28 protein-coding genes are annotated in these 26,802 nt (G+C 41.2%); 14 read left to right on the top strand and 14 right to left on the bottom strand.

What is annotated here, in order from left to right; all coding sequences use genetic code 11:
* Positions 1-291 precede the first annotated feature (291 nt).
* From upp to hda, 3 genes are all read left to right on the top strand, one after another.
* Positions 292-918: a uracil phosphoribosyltransferase gene (gene upp / locus PR800_RS05675; protein ID WP_004253541.1), complete on the top strand. Its 627-nt coding sequence runs from the start codon at positions 292-294 to the stop codon at positions 916-918.
* Between the two features lie 98 nt (positions 919-1,016).
* Positions 1,017-2,312, top strand: coding sequence for a uracil permease (gene uraA / locus PR800_RS05670; RefSeq protein ID WP_102139825.1), 1,296 nt, complete (start codon positions 1,017-1,019; stop codon positions 2,310-2,312).
* Between the two features lie 109 nt (positions 2,313-2,421).
* On the top strand, positions 2,422-3,141 hold the full coding sequence (hda, locus tag PR800_RS05665) for a DnaA inactivator Hda (protein ID WP_102139826.1): 720 nt from the start codon (positions 2,422-2,424) through the stop codon (positions 3,139-3,141).
* A gap of 43 nt (positions 3,142-3,184) precedes the next feature.
* Here the strand turns inward: hda and arsC are convergent, their stop codons facing one another.
* Both arsC and PR800_RS05655 read right to left on the bottom strand, forming a co-directional pair.
* A complete protein-coding gene (gene arsC, locus PR800_RS05660; protein WP_102139827.1) occupies positions 3,185-3,541 on the bottom strand; it encodes an arsenate reductase (glutaredoxin) in 357 nt (118 codons plus the stop codon).
* A 12-nt stretch (positions 3,542-3,553) separates the two neighbouring features.
* Positions 3,554-5,017, bottom strand: a complete 1,464-nt coding sequence (locus tag PR800_RS05655; RefSeq protein ID WP_166264791.1) for a beta-barrel assembly-enhancing protease — start codon at positions 5,015-5,017, stop codon at positions 3,554-3,556.
* Between the two features lie 194 nt (positions 5,018-5,211).
* On the opposite strand from PR800_RS05655, the gene PR800_RS05650 reads away from it, so the two are divergent.
* Positions 5,212-6,276, top strand: coding sequence for an AI-2E family transporter (locus PR800_RS05650; RefSeq protein ID WP_102139829.1), 1,065 nt, complete (start codon positions 5,212-5,214; stop codon positions 6,274-6,276).
* A gap of 47 nt (positions 6,277-6,323) precedes the next feature.
* Here PR800_RS05650 and bcp read toward each other — a convergent pair whose 3' ends face one another.
* Both bcp and PR800_RS05640 read right to left on the bottom strand, forming a co-directional pair.
* Positions 6,324-6,794, bottom strand: a complete 471-nt coding sequence (bcp, locus tag PR800_RS05645; RefSeq protein WP_004253548.1) for a thioredoxin-dependent thiol peroxidase — start codon at positions 6,792-6,794, stop codon at positions 6,324-6,326.
* 14 nt (positions 6,795-6,808) lie between these two features.
* Positions 6,809-7,366 (bottom strand): glycine cleavage system transcriptional repressor, encoded by a 558-nt coding sequence (locus tag PR800_RS05640; protein ID WP_102139830.1) that lies wholly within the window; start codon positions 7,364-7,366, stop codon positions 6,809-6,811.
* A 287-nt stretch (positions 7,367-7,653) separates the two neighbouring features.
* On the opposite strand from PR800_RS05640, the gene dapA reads away from it, so the two are divergent.
* The 4 genes from dapA (at position 7,654) to purC (ending at position 11,613) form a co-directional block, all read left to right on the top strand.
* The gene (gene dapA, locus PR800_RS05635; RefSeq protein ID WP_102139831.1) at positions 7,654-8,562 is read left to right on the top strand and encodes a 4-hydroxy-tetrahydrodipicolinate synthase; all 909 of its coding nucleotides are present in this window, start codon (positions 7,654-7,656) and stop codon (positions 8,560-8,562) included.
* A gap of 16 nt (positions 8,563-8,578) precedes the next feature.
* Positions 8,579-9,634 carry an outer membrane protein assembly factor BamC gene (bamC, locus tag PR800_RS05630; protein ID WP_102139832.1) on the top strand — a complete coding sequence of 352 codons (1,056 nt, stop codon included), beginning with the start codon at positions 8,579-8,581 and terminating at the stop codon, positions 9,632-9,634.
* Positions 9,635-9,830: 196 nt separating this feature from the next.
* On the top strand, positions 9,831-10,478 hold the full coding sequence (locus tag PR800_RS05625; RefSeq protein ID WP_241098748.1) for a hypothetical protein: 648 nt from the start codon (positions 9,831-9,833) through the stop codon (positions 10,476-10,478).
* A gap of 421 nt (positions 10,479-10,899) precedes the next feature.
* Entirely contained in the window at positions 10,900-11,613 is a 714-nt protein-coding gene (purC, locus tag PR800_RS05620; RefSeq protein WP_004911363.1) for a phosphoribosylaminoimidazolesuccinocarboxamide synthase, read from the top strand.
* 73 nt (positions 11,614-11,686) lie between these two features.
* On the opposite strand, the gene PR800_RS05615 is transcribed toward purC, so the two are convergent.
* The 5 genes from PR800_RS05615 to PR800_RS05595 are packed head-to-tail and all read right to left on the bottom strand — an operon-like array spanning position 11,687 to position 15,076.
* Positions 11,687-12,487, bottom strand: coding sequence for an energy-coupling factor ABC transporter ATP-binding protein (locus PR800_RS05615; RefSeq protein WP_272530371.1), 801 nt, complete (start codon positions 12,485-12,487; stop codon positions 11,687-11,689).
* Entirely contained in the window at positions 12,474-13,337 is an 864-nt protein-coding gene (locus PR800_RS05610) for an energy-coupling factor ABC transporter ATP-binding protein (RefSeq protein WP_272530369.1), read from the bottom strand. The genes PR800_RS05615 and PR800_RS05610 overlap by 14 nt, the downstream gene beginning before the upstream one ends.
* Entirely contained in the window at positions 13,328-14,032 is a 705-nt protein-coding gene (locus PR800_RS05605) for an energy-coupling factor transporter transmembrane component T (RefSeq protein ID WP_272530368.1), read from the bottom strand. Before PR800_RS05605 ends, PR800_RS05610 begins: the two co-directional genes overlap by 10 nt.
* Positions 14,033-14,614 carry an ECF transporter S component gene (locus tag PR800_RS05600; protein WP_125891130.1) on the bottom strand — a complete coding sequence of 194 codons (582 nt, stop codon included), beginning with the start codon at positions 14,612-14,614 and terminating at the stop codon, positions 14,033-14,035.
* Positions 14,615-14,650: 36 nt separating this feature from the next.
* Entirely contained in the window at positions 14,651-15,076 is a 426-nt protein-coding gene (locus PR800_RS05595; protein WP_210848023.1) for a PPC domain-containing DNA-binding protein, read from the bottom strand.
* A 577-nt stretch (positions 15,077-15,653) separates the two neighbouring features.
* Here PR800_RS05595 and PR800_RS05590 point away from each other — a divergent pair.
* A complete protein-coding gene (locus PR800_RS05590) occupies positions 15,654-16,106 on the top strand; it encodes a DUF441 domain-containing protein (RefSeq protein ID WP_102139838.1) in 453 nt (150 codons plus the stop codon).
* 7 nt (positions 16,107-16,113) lie between these two features.
* On the top strand, positions 16,114-18,135 hold the full coding sequence (locus PR800_RS05585) for a tRNA(Met) cytidine acetyltransferase TmcA (protein WP_272530367.1): 2,022 nt from the start codon (positions 16,114-16,116) through the stop codon (positions 18,133-18,135).
* Here the strand turns inward: PR800_RS05585 and PR800_RS05580 are convergent.
* Positions 18,116-18,307 (bottom strand): YpfN family protein, encoded by a 192-nt coding sequence (locus tag PR800_RS05580; RefSeq protein WP_109912443.1) that lies wholly within the window; start codon positions 18,305-18,307, stop codon positions 18,116-18,118. The genes PR800_RS05585 and PR800_RS05580 overlap by 20 nt on opposite strands.
* Before the next feature lie 342 nt (positions 18,308-18,649).
* On the opposite strand from PR800_RS05580, the gene PR800_RS05575 reads away from it, so the two are divergent.
* Positions 18,650-19,042, top strand: coding sequence for a DUF454 family protein (locus PR800_RS05575; protein ID WP_102139840.1), 393 nt, complete (start codon positions 18,650-18,652; stop codon positions 19,040-19,042).
* A 54-nt stretch (positions 19,043-19,096) separates the two neighbouring features.
* Here PR800_RS05575 and PR800_RS05570 read toward each other — a convergent pair whose 3' ends face one another.
* The 4 genes from PR800_RS05570 to PR800_RS05555 form a co-directional block, all read right to left on the bottom strand.
* On the bottom strand, positions 19,097-19,765 hold the full coding sequence (locus PR800_RS05570) for a M15 family metallopeptidase (protein WP_272530366.1): 669 nt from the start codon (positions 19,763-19,765) through the stop codon (positions 19,097-19,099).
* A complete protein-coding gene (gene dapE, locus PR800_RS05565; protein ID WP_272530365.1) occupies positions 19,762-20,892 on the bottom strand; it encodes a succinyl-diaminopimelate desuccinylase in 1,131 nt (376 codons plus the stop codon). The genes PR800_RS05570 and dapE overlap by 4 nt, the downstream gene beginning before the upstream one ends.
* A gap of 13 nt (positions 20,893-20,905) precedes the next feature.
* On the bottom strand, positions 20,906-21,277 hold the full coding sequence (locus tag PR800_RS05560) for an ArsC family reductase (protein ID WP_168222845.1): 372 nt from the start codon (positions 21,275-21,277) through the stop codon (positions 20,906-20,908).
* Positions 21,278-21,423: 146 nt separating this feature from the next.
* Positions 21,424-22,044 (bottom strand): LuxR C-terminal-related transcriptional regulator, encoded by a 621-nt coding sequence (locus tag PR800_RS05555; RefSeq protein ID WP_206275955.1) that lies wholly within the window; start codon positions 22,042-22,044, stop codon positions 21,424-21,426.
* A gap of 539 nt (positions 22,045-22,583) precedes the next feature.
* Between PR800_RS05555 and maeB the strand changes: the two genes are divergently transcribed.
* The 3 genes from maeB to PR800_RS05540 all read left to right on the top strand — a co-directional run bounded on the left by maeB (position 22,584) and on the right by PR800_RS05540 (position 26,798).
* Positions 22,584-24,863: an NADP-dependent oxaloacetate-decarboxylating malate dehydrogenase gene (gene maeB / locus PR800_RS05550; RefSeq protein ID WP_102139844.1), complete on the top strand. Its 2,280-nt coding sequence runs from the start codon at positions 22,584-22,586 to the stop codon at positions 24,861-24,863.
* A 119-nt stretch (positions 24,864-24,982) separates the two neighbouring features.
* Positions 24,983-25,849 carry a ChaN family lipoprotein gene (locus tag PR800_RS05545; RefSeq protein ID WP_272530364.1) on the top strand — a complete coding sequence of 289 codons (867 nt, stop codon included), beginning with the start codon at positions 24,983-24,985 and terminating at the stop codon, positions 25,847-25,849.
* Between the two features lie 145 nt (positions 25,850-25,994).
* Positions 25,995-26,798, top strand: a complete 804-nt coding sequence (locus PR800_RS05540) for an energy transducer TonB family protein (RefSeq protein WP_210848027.1) — start codon at positions 25,995-25,997, stop codon at positions 26,796-26,798.
* Positions 26,799-26,802 lie beyond the last annotated feature (4 nt).

Raw genomic sequence — 26,802 nt, 5'->3', positions numbered from 1 at the left:
GCTAGGCAAACGTTTGCGATAGCTTTGTGTTGGAAATTTTTGGGTACTCATAATCAAAGGATATGAAAGCTAAAAAGCAGTACAGAGAAATAATAAATAGTTTTATTTAAATCAAATTTGCGGTTTGGCCAATTTCAACTTAACTGATATGAGGTATAATTTTAAAAAAAATTGTGTTAATCGTTGTTGTTTTGACCAAAATCAAGCGTTATCTAGTGGCAACTAAAGCTAAAAGAGGTATAATCCGGCGATTTTTTTGTCCGCCGCCGTCTTAAATAGTAGGAGAAACCCATGAAGATCGTTGAGGTAAAACACCCTCTCGTTAAACATAAACTCGGCCTGATGCGAGATCATGATATAAGCACTAAACGCTTTCGTGAACTGGCCTCAGAGGTTGGTAGCCTACTGACTTATGAAGCAACTGCTGACCTTGAAACTGAAAAAGTGACTATCGATGGTTGGTGTGGTCCTGTAGAAATAGAACAAATTAAAGGTAAGAAAATCACTGTAGTACCAATTCTCCGTGCTGGTATTGGTATGATGAATGGTGTATTAGATAGTATTCCAAGTGCACGTATCAGTGTGGTAGGTGTTTATCGTGATGAAGAAACACTGCAGCCTGTCCCTTATTTCCAAAAACTCGCATCTAACATTGAAGAACGTATGGCATTAGTCGTTGACCCAATGTTAGCAACGGGTGGCTCAATGATTGCCACCATTGATTTATTAAAAAATGCGGGTTGTACCTCAATTAAAATCTTAGTCCTTGTTGCCGCGCCAGAAGGTTTAAAAGCTTTGGAAGCTGCGCATCCAGATGTTGAATTATACACTGCTTCAATTGATGAGTATTTAAATGAAGAGGGGTATATCGTTCCGGGTCTCGGTGACGCCGGCGACAAGATATTTGGTACTAAATAATGATAAGCCGACTGAGAAGTCGGCTTTTTTTTGATTAATTGTAGAGACTCACTGCTTATTCAGTGATTAGCCATTTCGCTAAAAGAGGATAAAGTCACATGACTCGTCGCACCATCAGTGTTGAAGAAAGACCACCATTATTACAAACTATTCCACTGAGCCTTCAACATCTGTTTGCTATGTTTGGCGCAACCGTTATCGTACCCATTCTGTTTGGTGTAAACCCCGCGACAATTTTGCTGTTTAATGGGATAGGAACGCTGCTGTATCTATTTATTTGTAAAGGGCAGATCCCAGCTTATTTAGGTTCAAGTTTTGCATTCATTTCCCCTGTACTGATTTTGCTACCATTAGGTTATGAACTGGCGCTTGGCGGCTTTATTATTTGCGGTGTGTTGTTCTGTATCGTTGCATTGATTGTTAAAGTTGCAGGAAGAGGGTGGATTAACGTGATGTTCCCTCCAGCGGCAATGGGGGCAATCGTGGCCGTGATCGGTTTAGAGTTAGCTCAAACGGCTGCAGGTATGGCAGGGCTGTTGCCTAAAGATGGCGCAGTGGTTGATTCAAATACGTTAATTATCTCCCTGACGACGTTATCAGTCACTATCCTCTGCGCTGTCGTTTTCCGTGGGTTTCTAGCCATAATCCCGATTTTGATTGGTTTTTTATCGGGTTATGCTTTGTCCTATTTTATGGGTATTGTGGACTTCACGCCTGTTATTGAAGCGCCATGGTTTGCTATCCCGACATTTTATACACCACGCTTCGAATGGTTTGCCATTTTAACTATTTTACCTGCGGCTCTAGTGGTAATTGCTGAGCACGTAGGGCACTTAGTTGTCACTGCGAATATTGTTGAACGTGACTTAATGAAATCGCCAGGTTTACATCGCTCAATGTTTGCCAATGGGTTCTCTACAGTGATTTCAGGTTTCTTTGGCTCAACACCGAATACGACTTATGGTGAAAACATTGGGGTAATGGCCATTACCAAGGTATACAGTACTTGGGTGATTGGTGGCGCTGCAATTATCGCCATTTTATTATCTTGTGTCGGTAAGTTAGCAGCGGCTATTCAGTTAGTGCCGGTTCCTGTAATGGGCGGGGTTTCACTCTTATTATACGGGGTGATTGGTGCATCAGGTATTCGCGTGCTAATTGATTCAAAAGTAGATTATAACAAGCCACAGAATTTGATTTTAACCTCAGTGATTTTAATTATTGGTGTCAGTGGCGCGGTTATCCATATTGGGCAAGCTGAACTTAAAGGTATGGCACTGGCAACGATAGTCGGGATCTTTATGGCATTATTGTTCCGCTTTATTACGTTTGTTAGGCCTGAAAAGCAGTTTGTGACATCTGAAGTGCAAGAGCTTGATAGCAATAAAAAATAAGTCACAGTAACTTCCATATTGCCGTTCGATTGTTCGAGCGGCATTTGGTGACCGTTGTTATTCATCTATCCGTATTTTTTATGGTAAACTGCGAGATGAAAATTGATTTATACAGCCAGAGGCGCTTCTGAACACACCATCACAGCTTTCATTACCACTATATCTGCCAGATGATGAAACCTTTGCAAGCTTTTATGCAGGGGAAAATGGGGCGTTGCTGTCTGCTATTCAGTCTGCTATTAATCAACCGCATGGTAGTTATATCTATTATTGGTCGCGAGAAGGTGGTGGGAAAAGCCATTTATTACATGCGGCTTGCGCAGAACTGTCTGAACAAGGTATTGCAGTCGGTTATGTCCCTCTAGATAAGCGTGCGTATTTTGTTCCTGAAGTGCTAGACGGTATGGAGCATTTATCACTCGTTTGTATTGATAACATTCAGTGTATTGCGGGTGATGAAGAGTGGGAAATGGCGATTTTCAATCTATATAATCGTATTTTAGAAATCGGCCGCACTTGTTTGTTAATTACTGGGGATAGGCCTCCGCGGCAAATTGAACTGAAATTACCCGATTTAGCCTCTCGCCTTGATTGGGGGCAAATTTATAAACTGCATCCACTCAGTGATGAAGATAAGATTTGGGCTCTTCAATTACGCGCTCGTATTCGTGGTTTCGAGTTACCAGAAGATGTGTGCCGTTTCGTGTTAAAACGTCTAGATAGAAAAATGGGAACTTTGTTTGATATTTTAAACAAACTTGACCATGCATCCATCGTTGCTCAGCGCAAATTAACGATCCCTTTCGTAAAAGATATTTTAAAACTCTAACCGATTAAATGAGTTGGCAGCTATATAGCTGCCAAAACAGAGATTATAAAATTTCACACACTTGCTCAGGTGGACGGCCTAAACGTGCTTTATCCCCATTAACAACGATAGGGCGCTCAATCAACTTAGGGTTTTCATGCATCGCTTTGATGAGTTGATCTTGAGTTAAAGAGTCATCGGCTAATTTTAACTCTTTATATAACTCTTCTTTGGTACGCATTAATTGGCGTGCGTCTTTGAACCCTAGCATTTTAAGCAGTTTTTTGATTTCAGCCGCGCTTGGAGGAGTATTTAAATATTCAACCACGGTTGGCGTGATGCCTTTATCTGTTAAAAGGGCTAAGGTTTCACGGCTTTTAGAGCAACGTGGGTTGTGGTAAATCTTAATTGGATCCGTCATTATTTTAATTCCTTACGGTTTTGCATTTTGATCGCGTAATTGTAGTTTTCGAAGCGCATCAATGCGAGCGTCATAGCGCTGTTGTTCGTAACTGCCTAAACGGCTTTGGCGGCTAGCATCGCTGAGATAATTAATCGCAATGTCATAATTCCCTCGTAATGCCATTCCTTCTGCGTAAGCAGCAAGTTCTTCAGTACGTTTACCTTGTTTTGCGGATGCCTCGGCCAGTAAATCCCAGCCAATTGGGTCATCAGGGTAATCAAACGTATATTTATTCAACAAGGTTGTTGCTTCTTTATACTGATGATTGTTAATCAACGCATTGGCTAAGTTGACTATGAATACGGTGTTTTTCGGTGCTTTTTTCAATGCATTTTGTAAACGAGAGACCGCTCTAGATACTTGATGTTGTTCAATATCGACATCCGTCATACTATCGATAAACCAAGGGTTATCGGGTTGTTTCGCTAATAGTTCTGTCAGGATTTTCCCAGCTTCTGCGTACTTTTTGTCTTGGGAAAGGAGTAATGCTTTACCATACTGAGCCGCAATCTGTTCTTGTGCAGAACCTTTACCATAATTCTCAATGATTTGGTCTAAAGCATGGTGTTGATCTGTGCTATACATGGCCAAAATACGAACCCGAGCTAACATAAAATCCAGTGATGAAGGCACACTCACTTTAGGGTATTGGTTCGAGCGGTTTCTGGCATCCGCTAAACGGCTATCCGGTAAGGGGTGCGTTAGCAGGATTTCAGGGGGCTTAGACATATAGCGGGTTTGGTCTGACATGGTTTGCATGAAATCAGCCATGGCGTGTGGGTCAAAACCTGAGCGTCGTAACGTTTGTAGGCCAATGCGGTCTGCTTCTTGCTCATTGGCTTGGGTAAAGCTTATCATGCCTTGCTGCACCCCAGCCATCGTGCTGGTTAATGCTGCAAAACCAGCTTGAGGGTTTGCCATGACTAACAGTAAAGAACCAATAGTCCCAGCAATCGCGAGAGGCGTGGTGCTTTTCTGATCTTCCATCATTCGCGCGAGATGCCTTTGCGTGACGTGAGATATTTCGTGCGCCATGACGGAGGCTAACTGGCTTTCATTTTGGCTGTACCGAAATAATGCAGAGTGCAGCACGACATTCCCCCCAAAATAGGCGTATGCGTTAATATTGGGGTTGTTGACTAAGTAGAACTTAAACGGTGTTTTAACTGAGTCTGCATTTTTCACTAACCGCATGCCAAGTTTGTTAACATATTGGGTTAACAATGGGTCATAAATAAGAGGGGTGCTGGCGCGAATTTGGCGTGTGATTGCATCTCCCATAATAATTTCTTGGTTGATACTAAGAGTGCCTCCCGCCGTCGTTCCTATATCGGGTAAGGTATCTTCAATTGCGCTATAAGCAGGTAAAACTGCACCGTTCATTAGCGCAGCGATCATGAAAGCCAATAATGGATATTTTAAAGTTTTCTTCATGAAACGTGAGTATCCCATACAACATTTTAATTTAGGGTAAGTACCGACTTTATTTCGGGTATATTTAAGTAAGGCACCTAAAAACGCGAAAAGTTTAAAACACATGATAGCAAAAGCTATCGTAAAATCTGTTCTTCGGTATAATTTTCGTTACTTTAGGAACTGTCCTTTATGCTATTCCCCAGGAGCAATAAATGCTGGAATTGTTTTTACAGTGGTATCGTCGGCGTTTTGCTGACCCACAAGCCATAGCCCTCTTTACATTACTCGTATCAGGGTTTGTGATCATCTTCTTTTTCAGCAGTATACTGGCTCCGTTGCTGGCGGCAATTGCTTTAGCTTATTTGCTTGAATGGCCAACAAATTTATTACAGCGCATAGGGCTATCCCGTTCAGTTGCTGTTGGTATCATTTTGACCTTATTTGCTGGAATAAGTGCCATGGTTATTTTAATTATTGCGCCAACGGCATGGCAGCAAGGGATTAATTTGATGGCCGATCTACCAAATATGGTAAACCGGTTCAATGAATTTGCACAGAAACTGCCAGAACAATATCCCGCATTGGTGGATGTTGGCATCATCGATATGATGGCAGATAACCTCCGTAGCCGTATGTCAGGTATTGCAGACTCAGTAGTTAAAGCGTCAGTTGCTTCGTTAATTGGTATTTTTACTTTAGCGGTTTACTTAGTTCTCGTGCCATTGATGACATTCTTCCTTTTGAAAGATAAAGAACGCATTAGCAAAAGTTTTCTCAAGTTGTTACCCAAAAACCGTTTGTTAGTGGGGAAAGTTTGGGTTGAAATGAATGAACAGATCACCAACTACTTACGCGGAAAAGTCACAGAAATGGTGATTGTTGGGGTGGCAACCTATTTATGCTTTGCATATTTTGACCTGCGCTATTCTGTATTGTTATCGGTTCTAGTCGGGGTGGCGGTATTAATCCCTTATATTGGTGCGGTAGCGGCTACGATCCCAGTGGTTATTGTTGCGCTCTTTCAGTATGGTGTTGGCAGCGAGTTTTGGTACTTAATGTTGGCATATTTAGTGATCCAAGGTTTGGATAGCAACGTTGTTGTGCCTTTATTGTTCTCTGAAGCGGTGAATTTACATCCACTTGTGATTATTTTATCTGTTGTGATTTTCGGTGGGTTATGGGGCTTCTGGGGGGTGTTTTTTGCAATACCGTTAGCAACACTGATTAAAGCGGTTATTCATGTATGGCCGGAAGAAACAACGGAACCAACAAACTAGGTTAGGAATAGTGCTGTATGGGGGCATACAGCACTATGCAGTGACGATTAAGCGTGTGTATTTATGTAATCAAGCACGATTTCGTGGTGGTTACTGGTTTTAAAATTGTCAAAGACGTGCTCTATTTTCCCAGTAGGGTCAACGAGGAAGCTAATACGATGAATTCCATCATAGGTTTTCCCCATGAATTGTTTTTCACCCCAAACTCCAAATTGCTCACATACTTGGTGGTCTTCATCTGATAATAAAGTGAAGTTCAACATCTCTTTTTCAGCGAAACGAGACAGTTTTTCTGGCTTGTCTGTGCTAATACCTAATACTTCGACACCTTTCGCTTTAAGTGTATCCATTTCATCACGTAGACCACACGCTTGAACAGTACAGCCAGGCGTCATCGCTTTAGGATAAAAGTAAACTAATACGCGTTGACCCTGATAATCAGAAAGATTGATGAGCTCACCATCTTGGTCAGGAAGGCTAAATTGAGGCGCCTTATCACCGGCTTTCAATGGGTTCATTACATATATCTCCGTTAACTTTGCATATTGGGGTTGTTAACAATACTTATGTTGCCTTTGGCATTTAGCATTGTACACAGTTGTTGAAATTTATTTTTTATAATTATGCCATTATCGTCCAACGGGTCGTGTGCAGTAATCTGAATCTCCAGTTGAGCGGGCATATCATTATTGGCTGGTTGTGTTTTAGAAACAAGCTCTGCGATATTACACTGCGAAGTTGTGAATAAATTTGTGAATTGCTCGACAATACGAGGTGCATCGTCGACAACAATATTCACGGTTACGGTTGATGGGTAATAGGTTGTTTGGACACTCTGGGTTCTTTTCATTACGATGAGCAAATCAAGCTCAGCGCCTTTAGGTGGTAATGTTGCCTCTAAAAGGGTGATCGCATTCCAGCTGCCGGATAACATCATAATAAAGGTGAATTCCTTGCCAAACATCGCTAAGCGACTATCTTCAATATTACAGTCACACTCGCTGACGAGGCGTGTAATGGTATTCACAATGCCCGGACGATCTGTTCCCAGCGCAGTAATGACAAGAAATTGCTGTTCAGTCTTAGGCAAAGTCTATTCCTTAGTATTGTAATTATGTCAGTTAAATATTTGATTAGAATATCGCCGTAAAATTCGGGCATTAAAAACTGACTGACTATGAAGTTAAGGAAACCATAAAAAAGGGAATCTGCCAAGAGGGGAAATAGACTCTTGCGAGAAATATCAGTGAATTATTACTTCTATTTAAGTTAATGTCCTCGGCATTAACAAAATTCATTAAATTCTTGCTGTTGGGTGGTTTTCTTCTTTGAAATGAAAAAGTAACATGGGGGTTCAATTATTGAGGGGGTATCGCTATGGCTAATGGAAACGCAAATTATAAAGATTTTTTAACGGGAAGCATTGTTGCAGTTATCACACCAATGGATTCGGCAGGGCGTTTAGATAAAGCCAGCCTAAAAAAATTGGTGGATTACCATGTTGAAAGTGGAACAACTGCTATTGTTTCTGTTGGTACAACTGGCGAGTCAGCAACCTTAACGCATAAAGAGCATGTCGATGTCGTAAAAGCGACACTCGAGTTAGCAGATGGCCGTATTCCTATTATTGCAGGAGCGGGTGCAAATGCGACAGCGGAAGCTATTTCTCTGACAAATGATTTTGAAAACAGCGGTGTAGTTGCTTGCCTGACAGTAACACCTTATTATAATAGGCCTTCTCAGGAAGGGTTATATCAGCATTTTAAAGCAATATCAGAAAACACCAGCTTGCCACAAATTCTTTATAATGTACCATCACGGACGGGCTGTGATATGTTGCCTGAAACCGTGGGGCGTTTAGCAAAACTGGCGAATATTGTTGCAATTAAAGAAGCAACAGGGAACTTAGCTAGGGTTCATCAAATCAAAGAACTGGTTGATGATAATTTTGTACTGTTAACAGGTGATGACGCAACAGCACTTGATTTCATGCAACTGGGTGGTCAAGGCGTTATTTCAGTCACATCCAACGTTGCTGCACCGCAGATGGTAAAAATGTGTGACTTAGCGCTTGCAGGCAAATATACTGAGGCGCGTGAATTAAATAAAAAACTGATGGGGCTTCATCTTCAGTTATTTGTTGAACCAAATCCAATTCCAGCGAAGTGGGGCTGTCATCGCTTAGGTCTGATTGCAGATGGTACATTACGGTTGCCAATGACACCGTTAACCACCTCAGGCCAGCAAAAAGTTGAGGAAGCCTTGAAGCTCGCTGGGTTACTGTAAAATTTAGGGAATTTTAATGGCAACATTATTGCAAAAATCGAAGGTTATGAAGGTTGCTGGCCTGTCACTTGTCGTGTTACTGGCAGCCTGCTCCAGCGATCAGCGCTATAAACGTCAGGTCAGTGGTGATGAGGAATATCTCAATGCTGCGCCATTGAAAGTGTTGAATGTGCCACAAGGGCTGACATTACCAGAACAAAATGGTGAGTATGATATCCCTAAAGCCACATCAACAGGGGCAATAGGAAAAGCGTTAGACATTCGTCCACCAGTACTGACAATTTCGCAATTAGCGGGTTCTCGTACAGAGGATAGCGCTCAAGCAAGCCGTTTGTTGCTAGAAAATACACCTGAAAATAGTGCGCTTTGGTCACAAGTTACAATGATCTTAGAGCAAAGAAATATTCCAGTGTCCTCTAAAGATGATGGTTCTCGCTCAATTGAAACCGATTGGGTGAAATGGGACCGTGCAGATGAAAACGTTCCAATTGAAAGCCGCCATAAAGTCACGGTACAACCCGAAAACGGTATGATGGCATTGACGGTAACAAGCTTAGGTTTACGTCAAGGTGGAGAGACAATTACCGATGTTGTCGAAACTCAACGATATAACAAGCTGTTATTGAATGAATTAACCGATAACTTATATACGTTACGTGATACCTCAAACAAAGGTAGCATTCAAAACGCATATGGCATTATAGATGTTCAAACGGGTAGTGATGATACTGGCTTACCTTTAATTGTCGTTCGTGCACCATTTGACGCAGTATGGGAGCGTTTACCTCACACCTTAGAAAGTGTTGGTATGAAAGTGGGTGACCGTACACGTTCAAGTGGTTCTGTAATGGTGACTTACAAAGGTTTAAGCAGCTCAGAATGGCAGGCTTTGGGCATTGATGACCCAACTGTGCCAGAAGCAGACTATAAAGTGCAGGTCGGTGACTTAAATAACCGTAGTACACTGCAATTTATCACCACTAAAGGTGTGCCTTTAACACAAAAACAAAATGATGAAATGGTTGCCGCGCTGAAAGCAGCGTTTAGTAAAGCACCCGCTAAAAAGTCATAATTCAACATTTTGAGATTGTTAATTAAACCGTAGCTTAAATACAAGCTGCGGTTTTTTTATTTATGGGTAATTTTAATCGCGTAGTGGCGTTATAAACATCAATTATTGATAGGGCTAAATTAAGTTTGATGGATTTGTCATCCCACTATTTTCGGATATACTTCAACGAAAATCGCTAACATCAAGGAGAAGAGGGATGGATAATCACGCGATGAAACCCATCAAAAATAGTCGTGATTGTATGCCAAGGAAAATATCAGGGGCTGAGTTTAACCAAAAATTGAGAATAACAGCCAGTAATATAGAAAATACACAGTGTTTTCTAACTAAAGGGGTAATAGACTTTAGTTTGCAGGGGTTTGATATACCGGAAGGTTACCGACTCGTAAAATCACTCAGGAAACAACAATATCGCTTGATTGCTAATGGGGAAAAGCCGGAAACTCTTTATCTCGTTGAACTAAAATTTCGCAAAGACATTGTGATCGGGAAGATAACGTGCACACAAATTAAAGTTTGGCGAAGCACTGCTCATCAATATATTAAAATTATCAAAGATTTACCTCGTCAGTTTTTTGCTTACCTTCTTAATACATATTGCATTATGGTAACCGATGAAGAGCAAACAGATGCAGGTCAACGTTTTTGGGAAACCATGATCAATTGGGCATTTGATAAAAAATATTATGTTTACGCCTCAAATGGTGAAGAAGAAAACCGCCTATTGATCCCGATTAAAGATATGGATGATTTTTACTTAAATTGGATGGAGTTGTATTGGGGGAAAGATATTGATATTCATACACATAGGTTGGTGGCCATCAGTAAAACGCCCTTAATCTAAATAGAATAACCTCTCTAATGATTTATTCTCTGTATTTGGTTCATGTTATTTCTATCGTAATTTATATGCTTAGCTAATTATTAATTGGCCTTTCGTTAGTTTTAATTTTTTCCTCTCTGCAACGCTAATTTTATTTTTCATATTTCCACCTAAAACAAATGGACAAAAAATCAGTGTTTATGGTTAAGTAATCGTTTGCGTCTGCTCGGGAATTTTATTATCATGATTAGCAGTGAATTATAAAATATTGAATATCAGCTAGTTAGCGTTTCGCATGGTGAATTCCAGTAACTGACTGATACAGAGCAGAAAATTAACAATGAATAGGCCATTTGGTTGGTTTTTGTTCTTCTGTTACTTATCTGAATCTGCTGTGCAGGTTGATTTTGTTTAGTTTAATCACATCTCTGGAGTGTGTAAGATGCAAAAGAAAGCTGAGTTGTATCGTGGTAAGGCAAAAACAGTCTATACCACAGAGGATCCTGATCTACTGGTTCTGGAGTTCCGCAATGATACATCAGCACTCGATGGTGAACGTATCGAGCAGTTTGACCGTAAAGGTATGGTAAATAACAAATTTAACCATTTCATTATGAGCAAATTAGAAGCCGCCGGTATTCCAACGCAAATGGAAGCATTATTGTCTGACACAGAAGCTCTGGTGAAAAAGTTAGATATGGTGCCTGTTGAGTGTGTGATCCGCAACCGTGCAGCAGGTTCACTGGTAAAACGCTTAGGTGTTGAAGAAGGCATGGTGTTAAACCCGCCTTTATTTGATTTATTCTTAAAGGACGATGCCAAGCACGACCCGATGGTGAATGAATCGTACTGTGAGACATTTGGCTGGGTGAGTAAAGAAAACTTGGCAAAAATGCGTGAGCTAAGCTACAAAGCCAATGAAGTGCTCAGTAAAATTTTTGCTGATGCAGGGCTAATTTTAGTCGATTTTAAACTGGAGTTTGGCTTGTATAAAGGCCAAGTCGTCTTAGGCGATGAGTTTTCTCCAGACGGTAGCCGTTTATGGGACAAAGAAACGCTCAATAAAATGGATAAAGACCGTTTTCGTCAGAGCCTTGGCGGCTTAATTGAGGCTTACGAAGAAGTCGCACGTCGTATTGGCGTGCAGTTAGATTAATCAATTTCCTATAATTTGAATGATATTTTAGCCTGCATTGCAGGCTATTTTTTTAGCCATTAACCCAAGGCGGCTATTGGTGAATCAAATGAGTGACCCATGAAGAGAGAGTGGTATCCGTGGTATTTATTTGTAGTTGCTGACTAAGTGACATCAATGTCGGTGCGGGAAGTGGGCTTTCAACTTGTAATTCTGGATGACCTAATACTTCCAGTGGTTGACCATCAGCAATTAGATTCCCCTTTGATAGATGCAATACACGCTGAAAATGGCGGGCAACAAAATCAAGGTCGTGGCTAATCGAAACGACAGTTACCCCTTTTTCGCGTTGTAATGTCAGCCAATCTTCAAATTTTCGCATCCAAAAGGCATCAAAGTCACGGCTTGGTTCATCAAGTAGCAATAGCTTAGGGGAAACAGCCTCTAAACAAGCAACAGCAACCATCCTACGTTGGCCTGCGTGCAAATCTAAAGGGTGTTTATCCGCTATGTCGGATAGATGGCAAATTTCAAGTGCCTGATGTACTCGGTCTTGAATATCACGTTTAGGATATTTCTGGCGTTTTAAGCCAAACGCAATTTCATCACGCACACAACTATGAAAAATTTGTTTCTCAGCTTCTTGGAATAAAATGCCGATATGGTTGGCTCTTTGTGGTGAAGAGAGAAGGTGAAGCGGCTGGCTTTCAAGCAGAATGTCGCCTTGTGTTGGTTGTAATAACCCCGCTAAAAGGCGCAACAATGTTGATTTTCCTGCACCATTATCCCCAACCAAAGCAACCCATTCACCAGGGTGAATAGATAGAGATAAAGATTGTATATTATCAATAGTTGAACTTGGCCAACGATAACTCAGATTGTTAAGCTGTAACATATTGCTCCTTAAACATCTGTAGCAATTGCGCTTCATCGTGGGGAATATTTTCTTGCCAATGCCCTAATTTGACCAGCTCACCTATCACCCGCCATGCATCTGGCATATTGATTGTTTCAAGAGCATCAAGAAAAACATCATTTAAACTGCCTGTTGAGACCATTTTTCCTGCTTCTTGAAAGGCTTGCCCCGTACTTAGCAAAAGAAATAGGCCACAGAAACTGATAGCCGGTAGTAAGTTACGCTCAAAAAAAATAATGCTGCAGCCCGTTTGTTCTGTATAGCGTTGTAACTGGGCTAATATGCGCTGTGTTGCACTGGGTGTTAGCCGACTAAAAGCTTCATCAAGTAACAGGAGTTTAGGCTGCATCGCTAATGCACTTGCTAACACGACGCGTTGTGCTTCACCGCCGGATAAGGTGGCAGGGTGGCGCGTACGCAGTGCCTCACAAAATGTGAGTTCAATGGCAACTTCAACTCGCTCACTAATTTCGTCGGGTGTTAAACCGAGGTTCTCAGGCCCGAATGCAATTTCCTGTTCAACGGTAAACGCGCAGCCTGAAAGTTGTAATTGGGGGGATTGTTGAACAAGTTGGCGTGAGATAGACACCTGAACCACAGAGCTGTCAGCTAAGGGGGCTTGCAATACCTCTGCGGCTCCTTCAATTTCCCCCTGAATGAGGTCATTGTGCCAACCTGCAAGTATTTGTGCTAACGTACTTTTTCCACTACCGTTACCACCCAATACACATAGCCATTGGCCTGCATTGAGCTGAAGGTCAATTGGCCCTAATAGGGACTGTTCCGCGCCTTGTGGAATGAAGCGCATTTGTTGTAAATTCACCACCACAGAGAAAGACCGCCTTCAATAACAATTAACAAAACTAACCCATACCTGAGCAAGGCTTGGTGGGTGCTATCCACCGGTGGGTTCAATGTCGTGCGTTTAGTACAATAGCGAAAGCCACGCATATCTAATGCAGCGCCACGAATACTCAGTTCACTCAAGGTATTACTGGCAAGTGGAAACAATAGGGCAGGTAACGATGTAATACGTTGCCAAAAGCGACCATCAAGAGGAACGCCTCTGGCTATTTGTGCTTCACGGATGGTGCCTAATTGTTGACGAAGTTGTTCGGCAAGTAGTAATGGGCCAGCGAGTAGGTAAGCGAAACTCGCAGGTAAACGGCTAGCAAATAAAGCCCGAATAAAGCGTTCAGTCGGTACATATTGCAGCCAAAGTTGAGAAGCACTAATAATCGTTAATAACTTAAACCACAATGCCAACGCAAATTCAGGGCGGCTATTTTTTAAAGTGGCTCCAGTTAATAGCTGAGCTAGCCATCCACCATGAATTAACCAAAGCCCTGCAGCCATGGGAAGCATAATCCATGCAACAATCTTCCAACGGTGGCGGGCTGGCCGCCAAAATATTAAAGCAGCGAAAGTGCTGCAACCTAGCAGAATTAATGGCCAACCCAATGGTAAAAAAAGCGAAGTGACACTGAGCCAAAACCAAATTGTCAGCGAGGTAAATGGATGCATCTAACGGACCTTAGCCATATTTGGGTAATTACGTTGAACGCGTTCTGGTAACTGTCGAACCAGTAACCAAGCAATAATGGCTGATGCAACTTTATCTGCAATATTGGCGCCTAATACCGTAATTGCTACTGATTCTAATAAGTTATCGCCAACTGCATGAAAATACGCGACAAAAAAGTCAGCTCCACTACCAGTTGTTCCTGCAAATAAGTAAGTGCGAATGGGAACAGCAACGATCATTAACGCAAAAGTAATCACAACACCGGATAAGATCACTCTTGGTAAGGTGCGAAAACCACCTGCACGAGCTAATAACCCAGCACTCAGGCCAATCATCATTGCTACAGGGGCAAAAGCCGCTGCAATTGGGCCGCTGAGTAAACCCCATAATAAATTCGTTAATAAGCCACTCAATAATGCAACCCAAGGGCCAGCTAATAATGCACAAATTAGCGTTCCGATAGAATCTAAAAATATAGGCAATTTTAGCATCGAACTTAATTGGCCAATGACCATATTAATGGCAATAGAAAACACAATTAAAGTCAGAGTGCGACTAGAGATAATCGACGTTTTACCCATGACAAAGTCATTCCTTACAGTAATAAAATAATAAAATTAACGAGACGTGATAATCAGCTCTTCATAACCAGACAACGGGCAAGGTTCACGAGTAAAATTAACTTTCTCAAGTTCGCCAATAACCAGCTCTAATGTGGTTCTAACAGTACAACCCGGCATCATATGACCACCAAGAACTTTTCCGTATTCATCAGAGACAGACAAATGCAGGTGTTCACCTTGGGCATCTAACGTGCCAATGAATGAAACAATTTCAAACTTACCGGTTGTTTGAAAGGTATTCTCTTGGCCTGCAAAACGCAGTGCAACGTCAGTTAAGCTGCCGACACTACTGACAATAAATGCAGCTTGTAGGCCATACTGCTCAATTTTTTGTCTTAATGTTAAGATCACATCTTCGCCAGGGACGAAGCGGATGGCAATAAAACGAGCGTTTGAATAGGGTGATAAAAGTTGATTCATATTATTAATCCTAATAATTGTGCTTGCGCTGAGCGTCGCACAACCATTGAAATCACTAAAATTATAAATAATGTGAAGTTATGATTTTTCAGTATTAATTGGTCGTGATTATTATACGCAATTGAGATGGATTGTCTGGCGGTAAAGGTATTTCGGTCTATCTTCAGCAAAAGGCACCATAAGTTGGTTTTTATAATGATAAATATAAAAAAAAGCGAGAAGTAAAAAAATAAACAGTGATGAATATTCCGAATATTTAGCTTAAGTTTTATCGATGGTCAGGATTATCCGTATTACCATGTTAATTTTTGTTCAATTAAGGGCGGCGCCGTCAGATATTCTGAGTGACTATTTTTCTAGAAGCATTAAATAGCGAATAAAAAATAGCTCAAATGTCACATTTTGGTTAATTAACTGTGCAGAGATAGTGGCTTATTATTAATTAAAAATATCGTTATAAAAATAAAAAGAGTTGGCGTTAATATTTGCTTCTTTGATGATGAGCCAATAACATGTTTTTAAGTCAGTCGATTGACTTCAAATAAATTATAATTGTGCGTTTTACAGGGACAAATCTATGAGTCATGTTGATCCAACACTAATCATTCTCTTGGTATTAGCTGGGTTAGGTATTATCAGTCATAATATGACAGTCACCCTTGCGATGCTATTTTTATTGGTAGTCAGAATAACACCATTGAATAATTATTTTCCATGGATTGAAAAATATGGTTTAACCATTGGCATACTTATCTTAACTATCGGCGTTATGACACCAATTGCGAGCGGCAAAATAACCGCTAGTGAGGTATTGGGCTCATTTTTGAATTGGAAATCGATTCTGGCAATTGTTATTGGGATCGCCGTTTCTTGGCTGGGTAGCCGAGGCGTCACATTAATGACCCACCAACCGTCTACTGTTGCAGGCTTACTTGTTGGAACCGTGATTGGTGTAGCTTTATTCCGTGGTGTGCCTGTGGGGCCTTTAATCGCGGCAGGGATATTGTCATTATTAATTGGTAAATCATAGCATTACGATGTTGAAATTACTTCCTGTTATTATCGAGCAGCTGCATCTGGTTGGCATGCGTCGTCTTATGGTTCTTTCTGGCGACAATGTGTGGGTGGAACAGCAACTCAACGAAATTCAAACAACTATTGATGGCGACTGGTTAACAATTTCATCAAACTTGCCTCACGGTGTTTCCCCTGAAAATGCCCATCTATTATTGGGCCGTGAATTTTTGCATGGCATCTTTGATGTGCGTGAAGGCTTTCATAGCGAAGCGCTAGCCATGCTTGCTGGCACGTTAAAAGCAGGGAGCTTGTTAATATTATGCACCGCACCGCAATCTGAGTGGGCGACAAATAATGATATCGACAGCCTTCGTTGGAATGAACAATCTGGGGTTATTTCGACACCGAATTTTGTTCACCATCTGCAACGGACTTTTGAAGCATCCTCTGATATTTTATTTTATAAACAAGGGGATAAACCTGATTTTCCATTGCTAAAAAACAAACCGTTATGGCAAGCACCTACAGGCCAGCCAACAAAACAACAGCAACAAATAATTAGCCAATTATTAAGCGCAGAACATGGAATTTGGGGCTTAATAGCGCCAAGAGGGCGCGGAAAATCGGCAATAGCAGGCATGTTAATACAACAATTTGGGGGAGAGTGTTGGTGCTGTGCACCCGCCAAAGTGGCGACGGAAGTATTAAGCCGACATGCAGGCCAACCGATTAACTTTTGGTCACCTGATAACTTATTAGCCTACTGCCGCAGCAATGAAAAAATAACAGCAGATTGGCTGATCATCGATGAAGCTTCCGCTATTCCTAATTATATTTTACGAGAGCTGGTTGAGTATTTTCCCCGTGTTTTATTGACCACAACCGTCGATGGCTATGAGGGAACAGGGCGTGGTTTCATGTTGAAATTTTGCGCAAGCCTCACGCATTTCAGGTTATTGCAACTTGATAGCCCTATGCGCTATGCGGCTAATGACGTCTTAGAATCATGGGTTAATAGCGCTCTATTACTGCAAGAGCCCACCTATCAAACGGTTATTACTGAAACTGTTGAATATAAAGCGTTAACTCAGGCGTCATTAGTAGAAAATAATGAAAAACTAAGCGCATTTTATGGCCTATTGATGAGCGCACACTATCGAACGTCACCATTAGATTTACGACGACTATTGGATGCCCAACAGCAACATTTTATGGTAGCAAAAACGGAGCTTCATGATTGTGCTTATTTAGGTGCATTATGGATGGTGGATGAAGGACAATTAACCGAATCATTGAGTTGGCAAATATGGGCTGGTCTTCGTCGACCTAGAGGGAATTTGGTTGTCCAGTCATTGGCTGCTCACAGTGCTTTTCCTAATGCGGCACAGTGGCAATCTCGCCGTATAATGCGTATTGCTGTTGATGCGCACCACCGTAGGCGCCAAATTGGTTTAACGCTGTTAGAAAAACAAAAAACAGTTGCTACAGAGCAAGGGTTGGATTTTTTATCTGTTAGTTTTGGGCTAACACCTGATTTAACGGCTTTTTGGCAAAAAGCCGGTTTTAGGCTGATACGCATTGGCACTCATAAAGAAGCAAGCAGTGGCTGTTTTACCGCAATGGCTATTCTACCGATTTCAAACCGTGCATACCAACTCTGTGAACAGGGGGAGTTACGGCTAAAACGTGACCTATATTGGCGCAGTGATTTACAAGAGTTTGCTTTCACAACAGACTCACAGCAGCAATTAACGACGGATGATTGGGTTGAACTCATTGGATTTAGTGAGTTTAAACGGCCCATTTCTGCGAGTGAAAGTGCTATTCTGCGCTTATTGAAGGAAGAAAAAAACGGGCTTTCGCTTCTCAGACGGCATTTGGTGTCATGTGAGCCCATCGCACAGATTTGCGCAGATGTTGGTATAACAGGGCAAAAGCAATGGCTACAACGAGTAAGAGAAGAGGTTGGTATACAGGTAAAACAATACCAACCCACGCTGTTAGCGGAGATAAAGCAAAAGGTTATTTCTTCTTGTCTTTAGGCCAATCGTCTTCATCATCCCAAAGGTGGTTATTATCTTGATGTGGGGGAATTTCTGGCTTGTCATCTAAAAACTTTTTGGGGTCCAATTTCATCATTTCTTTGACTGAATTCCAGATAATACCTACCAATAAGAGTAAAATTATCCACCAGTAGTCGGCTAACCATTGCATACATTACCTTCCATTCGTCATTCTTTGAGCTGTCTGTGCGTTGATATCGCTCAGTTACCCTAGTCACATACTTTTGTATGCTCCTAGGGATGCCTTCACTCATCGCCTTCATACAACTCAAATAATTTAGAATGGGTTGAGAGAGCCATTCTTTGAGCTGTCTGTGCGTTGATATCGCTTAGTTACCCTAGTCACTGCTAGTAATAATCATTCCAACAGGCAAAAGCGACTTTTCATTAAGCTTGTTTACCATTAGAGTATACCATTGATATTATTATGAGTTACCACAAAATTTATGCGGTTTTTACCATTTAATTTATTTATTAGAGAGGAGGAGTAATTTTGAAAAAATTGTTCCTCATTGTTATTGGATGGTTAGCTGTTGCGCTGGCTTTTGCTGGCGTCGTTCTTCCTGTTTTGCCGACTACGCCTTTCTTATTGCTGGCGGCATGGTGCTTTTCTCGTTCATCTCCACGCTTTCATCATTGGTTATTATATCGCTCTTGGTTTGGGGGGTATATCCGTCATTGGCAAAAGCACAGAGGGCTACCTAAAGGGGCGAAACCCAAAGCAATTATATTGATAATACTTACTTTTTCATTATCAATCTGGGTTGTTAGTTATGTATGGTTGAAAATTGGCTTATTGGCACTGTTGTGTTGGCTGCTTATTTTTATGTATCGACTTCCAGTTGTTGATGAACAAATTTCCACGAAAAATAAAAAAGCCTCATAAATTATGTAATGTGATTTATGAGGCGTGATAGAAGTTGCTTTGCTAACTTAGGGGTTATTCAGGAGCTCTAATATAGCGTTCGAATACATAATCTAAGTTACTGTTTAACCAGTTTTTCCCGCAAATATCCTCTTGTTCTAGAACTTGCTTAATCACTTCTGGCATCAATAGCTGTTCAGCTTCATGGGATAACGGCCAGTAGCTAATATGCCAAGGTTCATAGGCAACCCCTGCATTTTTGGCAGTAAAAGGGCGATAAAAATCAAATGTCGCCATATTATCCGTGAGCCAGTGATTTAGTTCAGCAAGGTAGCCGCCAGTTTCATACTCCCAAGGTTCTAACTGCAATGTTTGCCCAGCTGGGATACGTAATGGGTCATACACGTCTATTTCGGTTCCCCAATGATGACGGCTTGCACCGGGTAATGCAGACCAATGCAAAATCGCCTCACAAAGCTCACCTTCAGAAAGGGCTGTAATATCTAGAGGTTGGCTCTGTGCATCAAGAACAGGGCGAAGGCCGGTGAATTTTTCATTCCAAATTAACTGTTGACGTGAAAAATCACGAAATGCACTTGCTGACTGTAACTTGAAGCCTGCTTTTACCGCTGCTTGTTGCATGGCTAAAAATGCTTTGGTGGCATTAAACTGTAGGCGATGAGAGCCGCCAAGTGTCACTAAATGGTCCGTGGAACGGCCTGTTAGCATTGCGATGGTGATCATAATAACAATAGCTCCATGACTCGCTCATAAATTAAGGCCAGTTGTTGCAAGTCTTTGACACTAACGCATTCATCAACTTTATGTATGGTGGCATTCAATGGGCCGAGCTCAATCACTTGAGTTCCCATTTGGGCGATAAAACGACCATCCGATGTTCCACCACTTGTCGATAACTCTGCGTTAAGACCTGTCAGTTCATGAATTGCTTGCAGAGTTGCAGTGACAAGCTCTTGTTTTTCAGTCAAAAATGGCTGCCCAGATAATGACCATTCAATTTTGTATGTAAGGCCATGGCGGTCTAACATGTTAGTGACCCTGTCACGTATCTGTATGTCAGTCAATTCTGTGCTGAAACGAAAATTAAATTGAACAAATAACTCTCCGGGGATCACATTACTTGCCCCAGTACCTGCATGGATATTGGCAATTTGCATGGTAGTGGCAGGGAAGAACTCATTGCCGTTATCCCAGATAGTTGAGGTGAGCTCTTGCAAAAAAGCGGTTGAGCGGTGCACCGGGTTGTCCGCTAAATGGGGATAGGCAACGTGTCCCTGTGTACCCAAAATAGTTAAGTTCGCTGTAATAGAGCCTCTACGTCCATTCTTTATGATGTCGCCTAATTGTGATTGGCTTGACGGCTCACCGACTAAACAGTAATCAACGCGCTCATTACGTGCTATTAATGTTTCAACAACTTTAACCGTGCCATCCAACGCAGCAGCTTCTTCATCAGATGTGATTAAAAAGGCCAAGCGTCCCGGATGATGAGGGTGTTTTTTGACAAAACGCTCTGCGGCGATAACCATTGCTGCGACTGAACCTTTCATATCAGCAGCACCACGGCCATATAGATGCTGATTTATAATTGTTGGGTTAAACGGCGGAGTCTGCCAATTTTCGCTATTGCCTGCCGGTACAACATCGGTATGACCTGCGAATGCAAGGGTTGGCCCCTGAGTACCTCGATGTGCCCAAAAATTCAATGTGTCACCAAAATGCATGGGTTCAACAGTAAAACCAAGTTGGTTTAAGCGCTCGGTAAGTATTGCTTGGCAGCCTTGGTCATCGGGGCTGATAGAAGGGCGAGTAATTAATTCTTTGGCAAGCTGAATAACGGGGCAATCCATTATATCCACCTGATTATCGAATGAAGTTTTGGTAGTCATTAGCGTTAAACCCAACTAAGTATTGGTTATCTGGAGAAACAAGTACGGGCCTTTTGATCATGGCAGGCTCTGCAAGTAGTACTTTTTTTGCACTGTCTGCGTCAACAACTGCATTCTTTTCATCGTCAGTCAGTTTACGCCACGTTGTTCCCCGTTTATTGACTAACACTTCCCAATCAATATGTTCCATAAAGGTAGAAAGTAATTCATCGCTAATACCATCAACACGATAATCATGAAACTGATAGTTAACGCCATTATCTTCTAAGTAACGGCGTGCTTTTTTAATGGTGTCACAGTTTTTAATTCCGTACATGATATAAGGAGAGTTAGATGTATTTGGCATATGATTTTCCTCAAAAAAACTAGCGATAATCCTTACATAATGAGGCAAAAATCACTTGGGATCTAGCCCAAACTTGAGAAATATATAATAACCTTATAATTAAAAACTATGTGACTTAGCCTCGACAATTAATATATTAAAAAAAATTATCTTGAGCGCATATAAATTAAACTAGCTTCTAGACGAGAGCGAACGCGTAACTTTTTAAGAATATTTCGAATGTGAACTTTAACGGTTTCCTCAGAAATAAAAAGCAAATTAGATATTTCACGATTTTTCAAGCCGACAGCCAGTTCATGTAAAATTTCAGATTCTCGTTTCGTCAGTGCTGATAGCGGATCATTATAATTATGACGTGAAATAAGATGTTGATATATTTTTTCACTAAAAACCAATTGCCCTCTAGAGGCCTTCTTCATGCTATAAAATAGCATGTCAAGTTCACTGCTTTTCAATAAATAACCTTGTGCACCTGCATCAATAGCACCATATATATCTGTTTTAATTGTTGATGCAGATAACACTAGTAAGTAACTGTCATTGCAGTGTTTACGAAGTAATCGCATGGTTTCAAATGTTTTAATACCTTGAATATTGGTATCGATGATAATGAGATTAGGCTGTAGGTGCCTTGCGATACTTAAGGCTTCGTAACAACAAGAGCACTCTGCTGTGACACTAAAGTGTGTATCTGTATTTATGAGCTGACGCAATCCCAAGCGTATAATAGGGTGCTCATCAATAATCATTACTGTATATTTAGACATAGAGGGTTCCTTTTTTATGTCTCAAACGTCAAAGTCTAGTTAAGTATTCCCCATAAAATAGACAATCTAATTTCAATATGTTTATTATATTTAATAAGTATATTAATAATTATAAAACCAGTTTGGTATATTATTAATGTTACTTCTTTAATTAATTTGAATAGCTATGCTAATAAAATAAGGTGTTTATCGATAATACATTAAAATCAGAAAATTCATATCTAATATTTAAATTAAAATTAAAAATAAGTGGTTTTGAAACGGAATTACACAGTGTTGTTAGGTAATTAATTATTTATATATATTACCATCATGAAATTAACTATAAATTATTTTAGTTTTATTTTTAATAATTAAAACGGTATTGCGATATAATCAAAGCGATTACGTTTTACTCTAATAGTGGCCTAACTCTATTGTCACTGAAAGGCTGTAACTGAAAGATTTTTCTGGAAATTGCAGGTATGATCATGATTTGCTAGTGAGATGTGTTTATACTGTTATCGCTCTTACCTTACTTATTTTGAAAGGACTTGACGATGGATGATAAATTAAAACAAAGTGCTCTTGATTTTCATGAGTTTCCACATCCTGGGAAAATTACGGTTACCCCAACTAAACCCCTAACAACCCAGAGAGATCTCGCATTAGCATACTCACCAGGTGTTGCAGTGCCATGTCTTGAAATTGCAGATGACCCACTTAAAGCTTATCGTTACACGGCTAAAGGTAACCTTGTCGGGGTGGTGTCTAATGGTACTGCTGTTCTTGGGTTAGGTAATATCGGTGCTTTGGCTGGTAAGCCCGTCATGGAAGGGAAAGGTGTACTATTTAAAAAGTTTTCTGGTGTTGATGTCTTTGATATTGAAGTTGATGAAACCGATCCAGACAAGCTCGTGGATATCATAGCATCCCTTGAGCCGACTTTTGGCGGTATTAACTTAGAAGATATCAAAGCACCAGAATGCTTTTATATTGAACAAAAACTCCGTGAGCGGATGAAAATCCCTGTATTCCATGATGACCAACACGGAACGGCGATCATCTGTACTGCCGCTGTCATTAATGGCCTACGGATTGTCAAAAAAGAGATTGGTGATGTTCGCCTAGTCGTTTCTGGCGCAGGGGCAGCATCAATCGCTTGTATGAATCTATTAGTCGCGTTAGGGTTGAAACGCGAACATATCACCGTCTGTGATTCCAAAGGGGTGATTTATAAAGGCCGTGACGAGCGCATGGATGTGACTAAAGCCGCGTATGCAATTGAAGATAACGGTCAACGTACTTTAGCGGATGCTATTCCTAATGCAGATATTTTCTTAGGTTGTTCAGGTCCTCGCCTTTTAACGCCAGAAATGGTGAAAACCATGGCAAAAGATCCACTGATCTTAGCATTGGCTAACCCTGAACCTGAAATATTGCCACCGTTAGCGAAAGAAGTTCGTCCTGATGCCATCATTTGTACCGGTCGCTCTGATTACCCAAATCAGGTTAATAACGTGTTATGTTTCCCATTCATTTTCCGTGGTGCGTTAGATGTCGGTGCAACAACGATAAATGAAGAGATGAAACTGGCTTGTGTGTACGCCATTGCAGATTTGGCATTGGCAGAACAAAGCGAAGAAGTGGCTTCAGCGTATGGCAATCAAGATCTATTCTTTGGCCCTGAGTATATTATTCCGAAACCATTTGACCCACGTTTGATTGTTAAAATTGCACCGGCTGTGGCAAAAGCGGCAATGGACTCAGGGGTAGCAACACGTCCAATTGAAGATTTCGATGCTTATATCGAAAAATTGAACCAATTTGTTTATAAAACAAACTTATTTATGAAGCCTATTTTCTCCCAAGCGAAGACTGCGAAAAAACGCATTGTTTTAGCCGAAGGGGAAGAAGAACGTGTATTACATGCCACTCAAGAGCTGGTTTCTTTAGGTTTAGCTTTCCCAGTTTTAGTTGGGCGTCCAAGTGTGATTGAAATGCGTATTCAAAAACTTGGCCTACATATTGAGTTAGGTAAAGATTTTGAAGTGGTCAATAATGAAAATGACCCGCGTTATAAAGAGTATTGGCAAGAATATTACCAAATCATGAAACGTCGTGGTGTTTCCCAAGAAATGGCACGCCGTGCAGTGATTAATAACCCAACCTTAATTGGTGGGATCATGGTGTTACGTGGTGAAGCTGACGGGATGATTTGTGGTACTGTCGGAAGTTATGGCGAACACTACGAAGTGGTTAAAGAACTGTTTGGTTTCCGCGAAGGTGTTCACACCGCTGGTGCAATGAACGCATTATTACTGCCAACGGGGAATACATTCATTGCAGACACTTATGTCAATGAAGACCCTTCACCGGAAGAGCTAACTGAAATCACGTTAATGGCAGCGGATACGGTAAGACGCTTTGGTATTGAACCGAAAGTCGCGCTGTTATCGCGTTCTAGCTTTGGCTCTTCAGATTGCTCATCAGCACAAAAAATGCGTGATACGTTATCGATGATCAAAGCACGTGACCCACATCTTGAAATTGACGGCGAAATGCATGCGGATGCCGCATTAATTGAGTCTATCCGTAAAGATGTGATGCCAGATAGCCCATTAAAAGGTTCAGCAAATTTATTAATAATGCCAAATATGGAAGCGGCACGTATTAGTTATAACTTACTGCGTGTGACTAGCTCTGATGGTGTGACTGTCGGGCCGGTGTTGATGGGGGTTGCGAAACCTGTGCATATTTTGACACCAATTGCGTCGGTACGCCGTATCGTGAATATGGTTGCTTTAGCGGTTGTTGAGGCTCAAACAAATCCTCTCTAACGGTTAATATTAGTTAATCCCTTTTAAAGGCTTCTATGGTTTCATAGTGGCCTTTTTTATTGAAAATGATTCTCATTATCTGTATCTTGTGGGTTTGACTACACAAGACGGAAAGCATAATGATTTCAATTAGATTGACCTCTCGAATAGCCACTTTGATGGTTGGGTTATTCTTTCTTATTGGTTGTACACAAAAAGTTGAACCGACAACCGTACAATTAGATAACCAACTAACAGTTAGTAACCAAATTATTGACTTAGCAACAGGTAAGACTTTAACTCCTCAACAATTAATTGAGCAGCTTGCTCAATCTCCACGTGTGATCGTGGGAGAAAAGCATGATAACCACTATCACCACCAAATTGAGCAGTGGCTTGCACAAGAAATGCCAAAAATACGTCCTCAAGGCGCGGTTTTACTCGAAATGCTGACACCTTCACAGCAAAAGGGCGTGAGCCGTGTACAGGCACAGATGCAAAGTAACCCCTATATTCGTGACGAAAAGTTACAGTCTGCCTTAAATTGGAATAGCGGCTGGCCTTGGGAACAATATGGGTCTTTAATCCGCCATTTGCTGAGCTCACCTTATCCACTATTGTCTGCAAATTTAGACAAAGAAGAGGTGCTTGCCGCCTATGCTAACCCGTCATCGATAGCGGGGCAGTATTCTACTCAGCCTATTGTTCAAGAACTTATCAGCAAAACGATTGAAAGTTCTCATGGTGGGGAGCTTACAGCGGAACAAGTTATAAAAATGACGTTCGTACAGCAGTTGCGTGATCGTCGTATGGCAGAGTCGTTATTAAATGCGCCTACACCAGCGCTTCTGTTCGCAGGTGGCTACCATGCAACAAGAGCTATTGGTGTCCCCTTGCATGTGCAAGATCTCGCCCCTGATGAACCAATGAAAGTGTTAATTATTTCGGAAAGAGGGGAAGAAATAGACCACTTACATGCGGATTTTGTGTGGTATACACCTAAATGATGACTAAATAATAGCAACCTAATGATTTCAAAAAAGTTAATTTTGTGAAGTAATCTTTATTTTCATTAAGAAATGATTTCCATTTTCATTTGTTATTAATTATCATTTGCGTTTATGTGAGAATACGTAAGTATGAAAGATAAAAATGAGTATAACAACATTTGAAAATGAGTATTTAAAGCGAACGACAAAGATGAGTGGTTGGCTCGCATTGGCAATCGCTCTTCATGTTGTGGTTGTTGGCGTGTATTTATGGGTAACTCACAATCAACAATGGGAAGAGTTATTGCCACCGCCATCCGTGGTCATGGAAATTTCGATTGAGTCGCAAGCGGTGCAATTGACAGAAGCTAACATTGGTCAGTTACAAGAGTTGTCTGTGGCGAGTCAAGTTCATGAGGTACCGTCTGAAGATAAAATTATCCCACCCCTAGCAGTCAATGAGCAGGCAGAAGTGCAAGTGGCTAAGGCGGTGAGTAAACAGCGAACAGTTGAAGTCAAAAAACAAAAACATGAAAAGCAGGTGGTTGAACAAAAACAAGCGACTGATTCAAAAGCCAATGATGCTCCTGTCACCAGTGATGCAGCAGCACCATTACAGACGCAGAAAATTGCGGCAGAATTTAATAGCCAGTCACAATCGATAGAGAACGCGAAAAGGCTGTGGGAAGCTCAAGTATTGGGAAAACTAAATAAATACAAGCGGTTCCCTGAAGATGCCGTAAGGCGAGGGCGAGTTGGTCAATCAACCGTGACATTCACGGTTGACCCACAAGGTTTTTTACTTGGTAGCGACTTGGTGAGTTCATCTGGAACGCGATCTTTGGACAGAGAAGCGTTGCAGGTGCTCTCAAGGGCAGCACCGTTACCTGAACCACCGGCCGAAATTTTAATTAATGGGCGGGTAACGGTCAGGATCCCTATTGATTTTACTCTTAATGAAAAATAGATTG

Source organism: Providencia sp. PROV205 (assembly GCF_028479505.1).
Taxonomy (GTDB): Bacteria; Pseudomonadota; Gammaproteobacteria; order Enterobacterales; family Enterobacteriaceae; genus Providencia; species Providencia huaxiensis.
The sequence above is the reverse complement of the archived record's forward strand: the minus strand, read 5'-3'. Positions and strand labels throughout refer to the sequence as shown.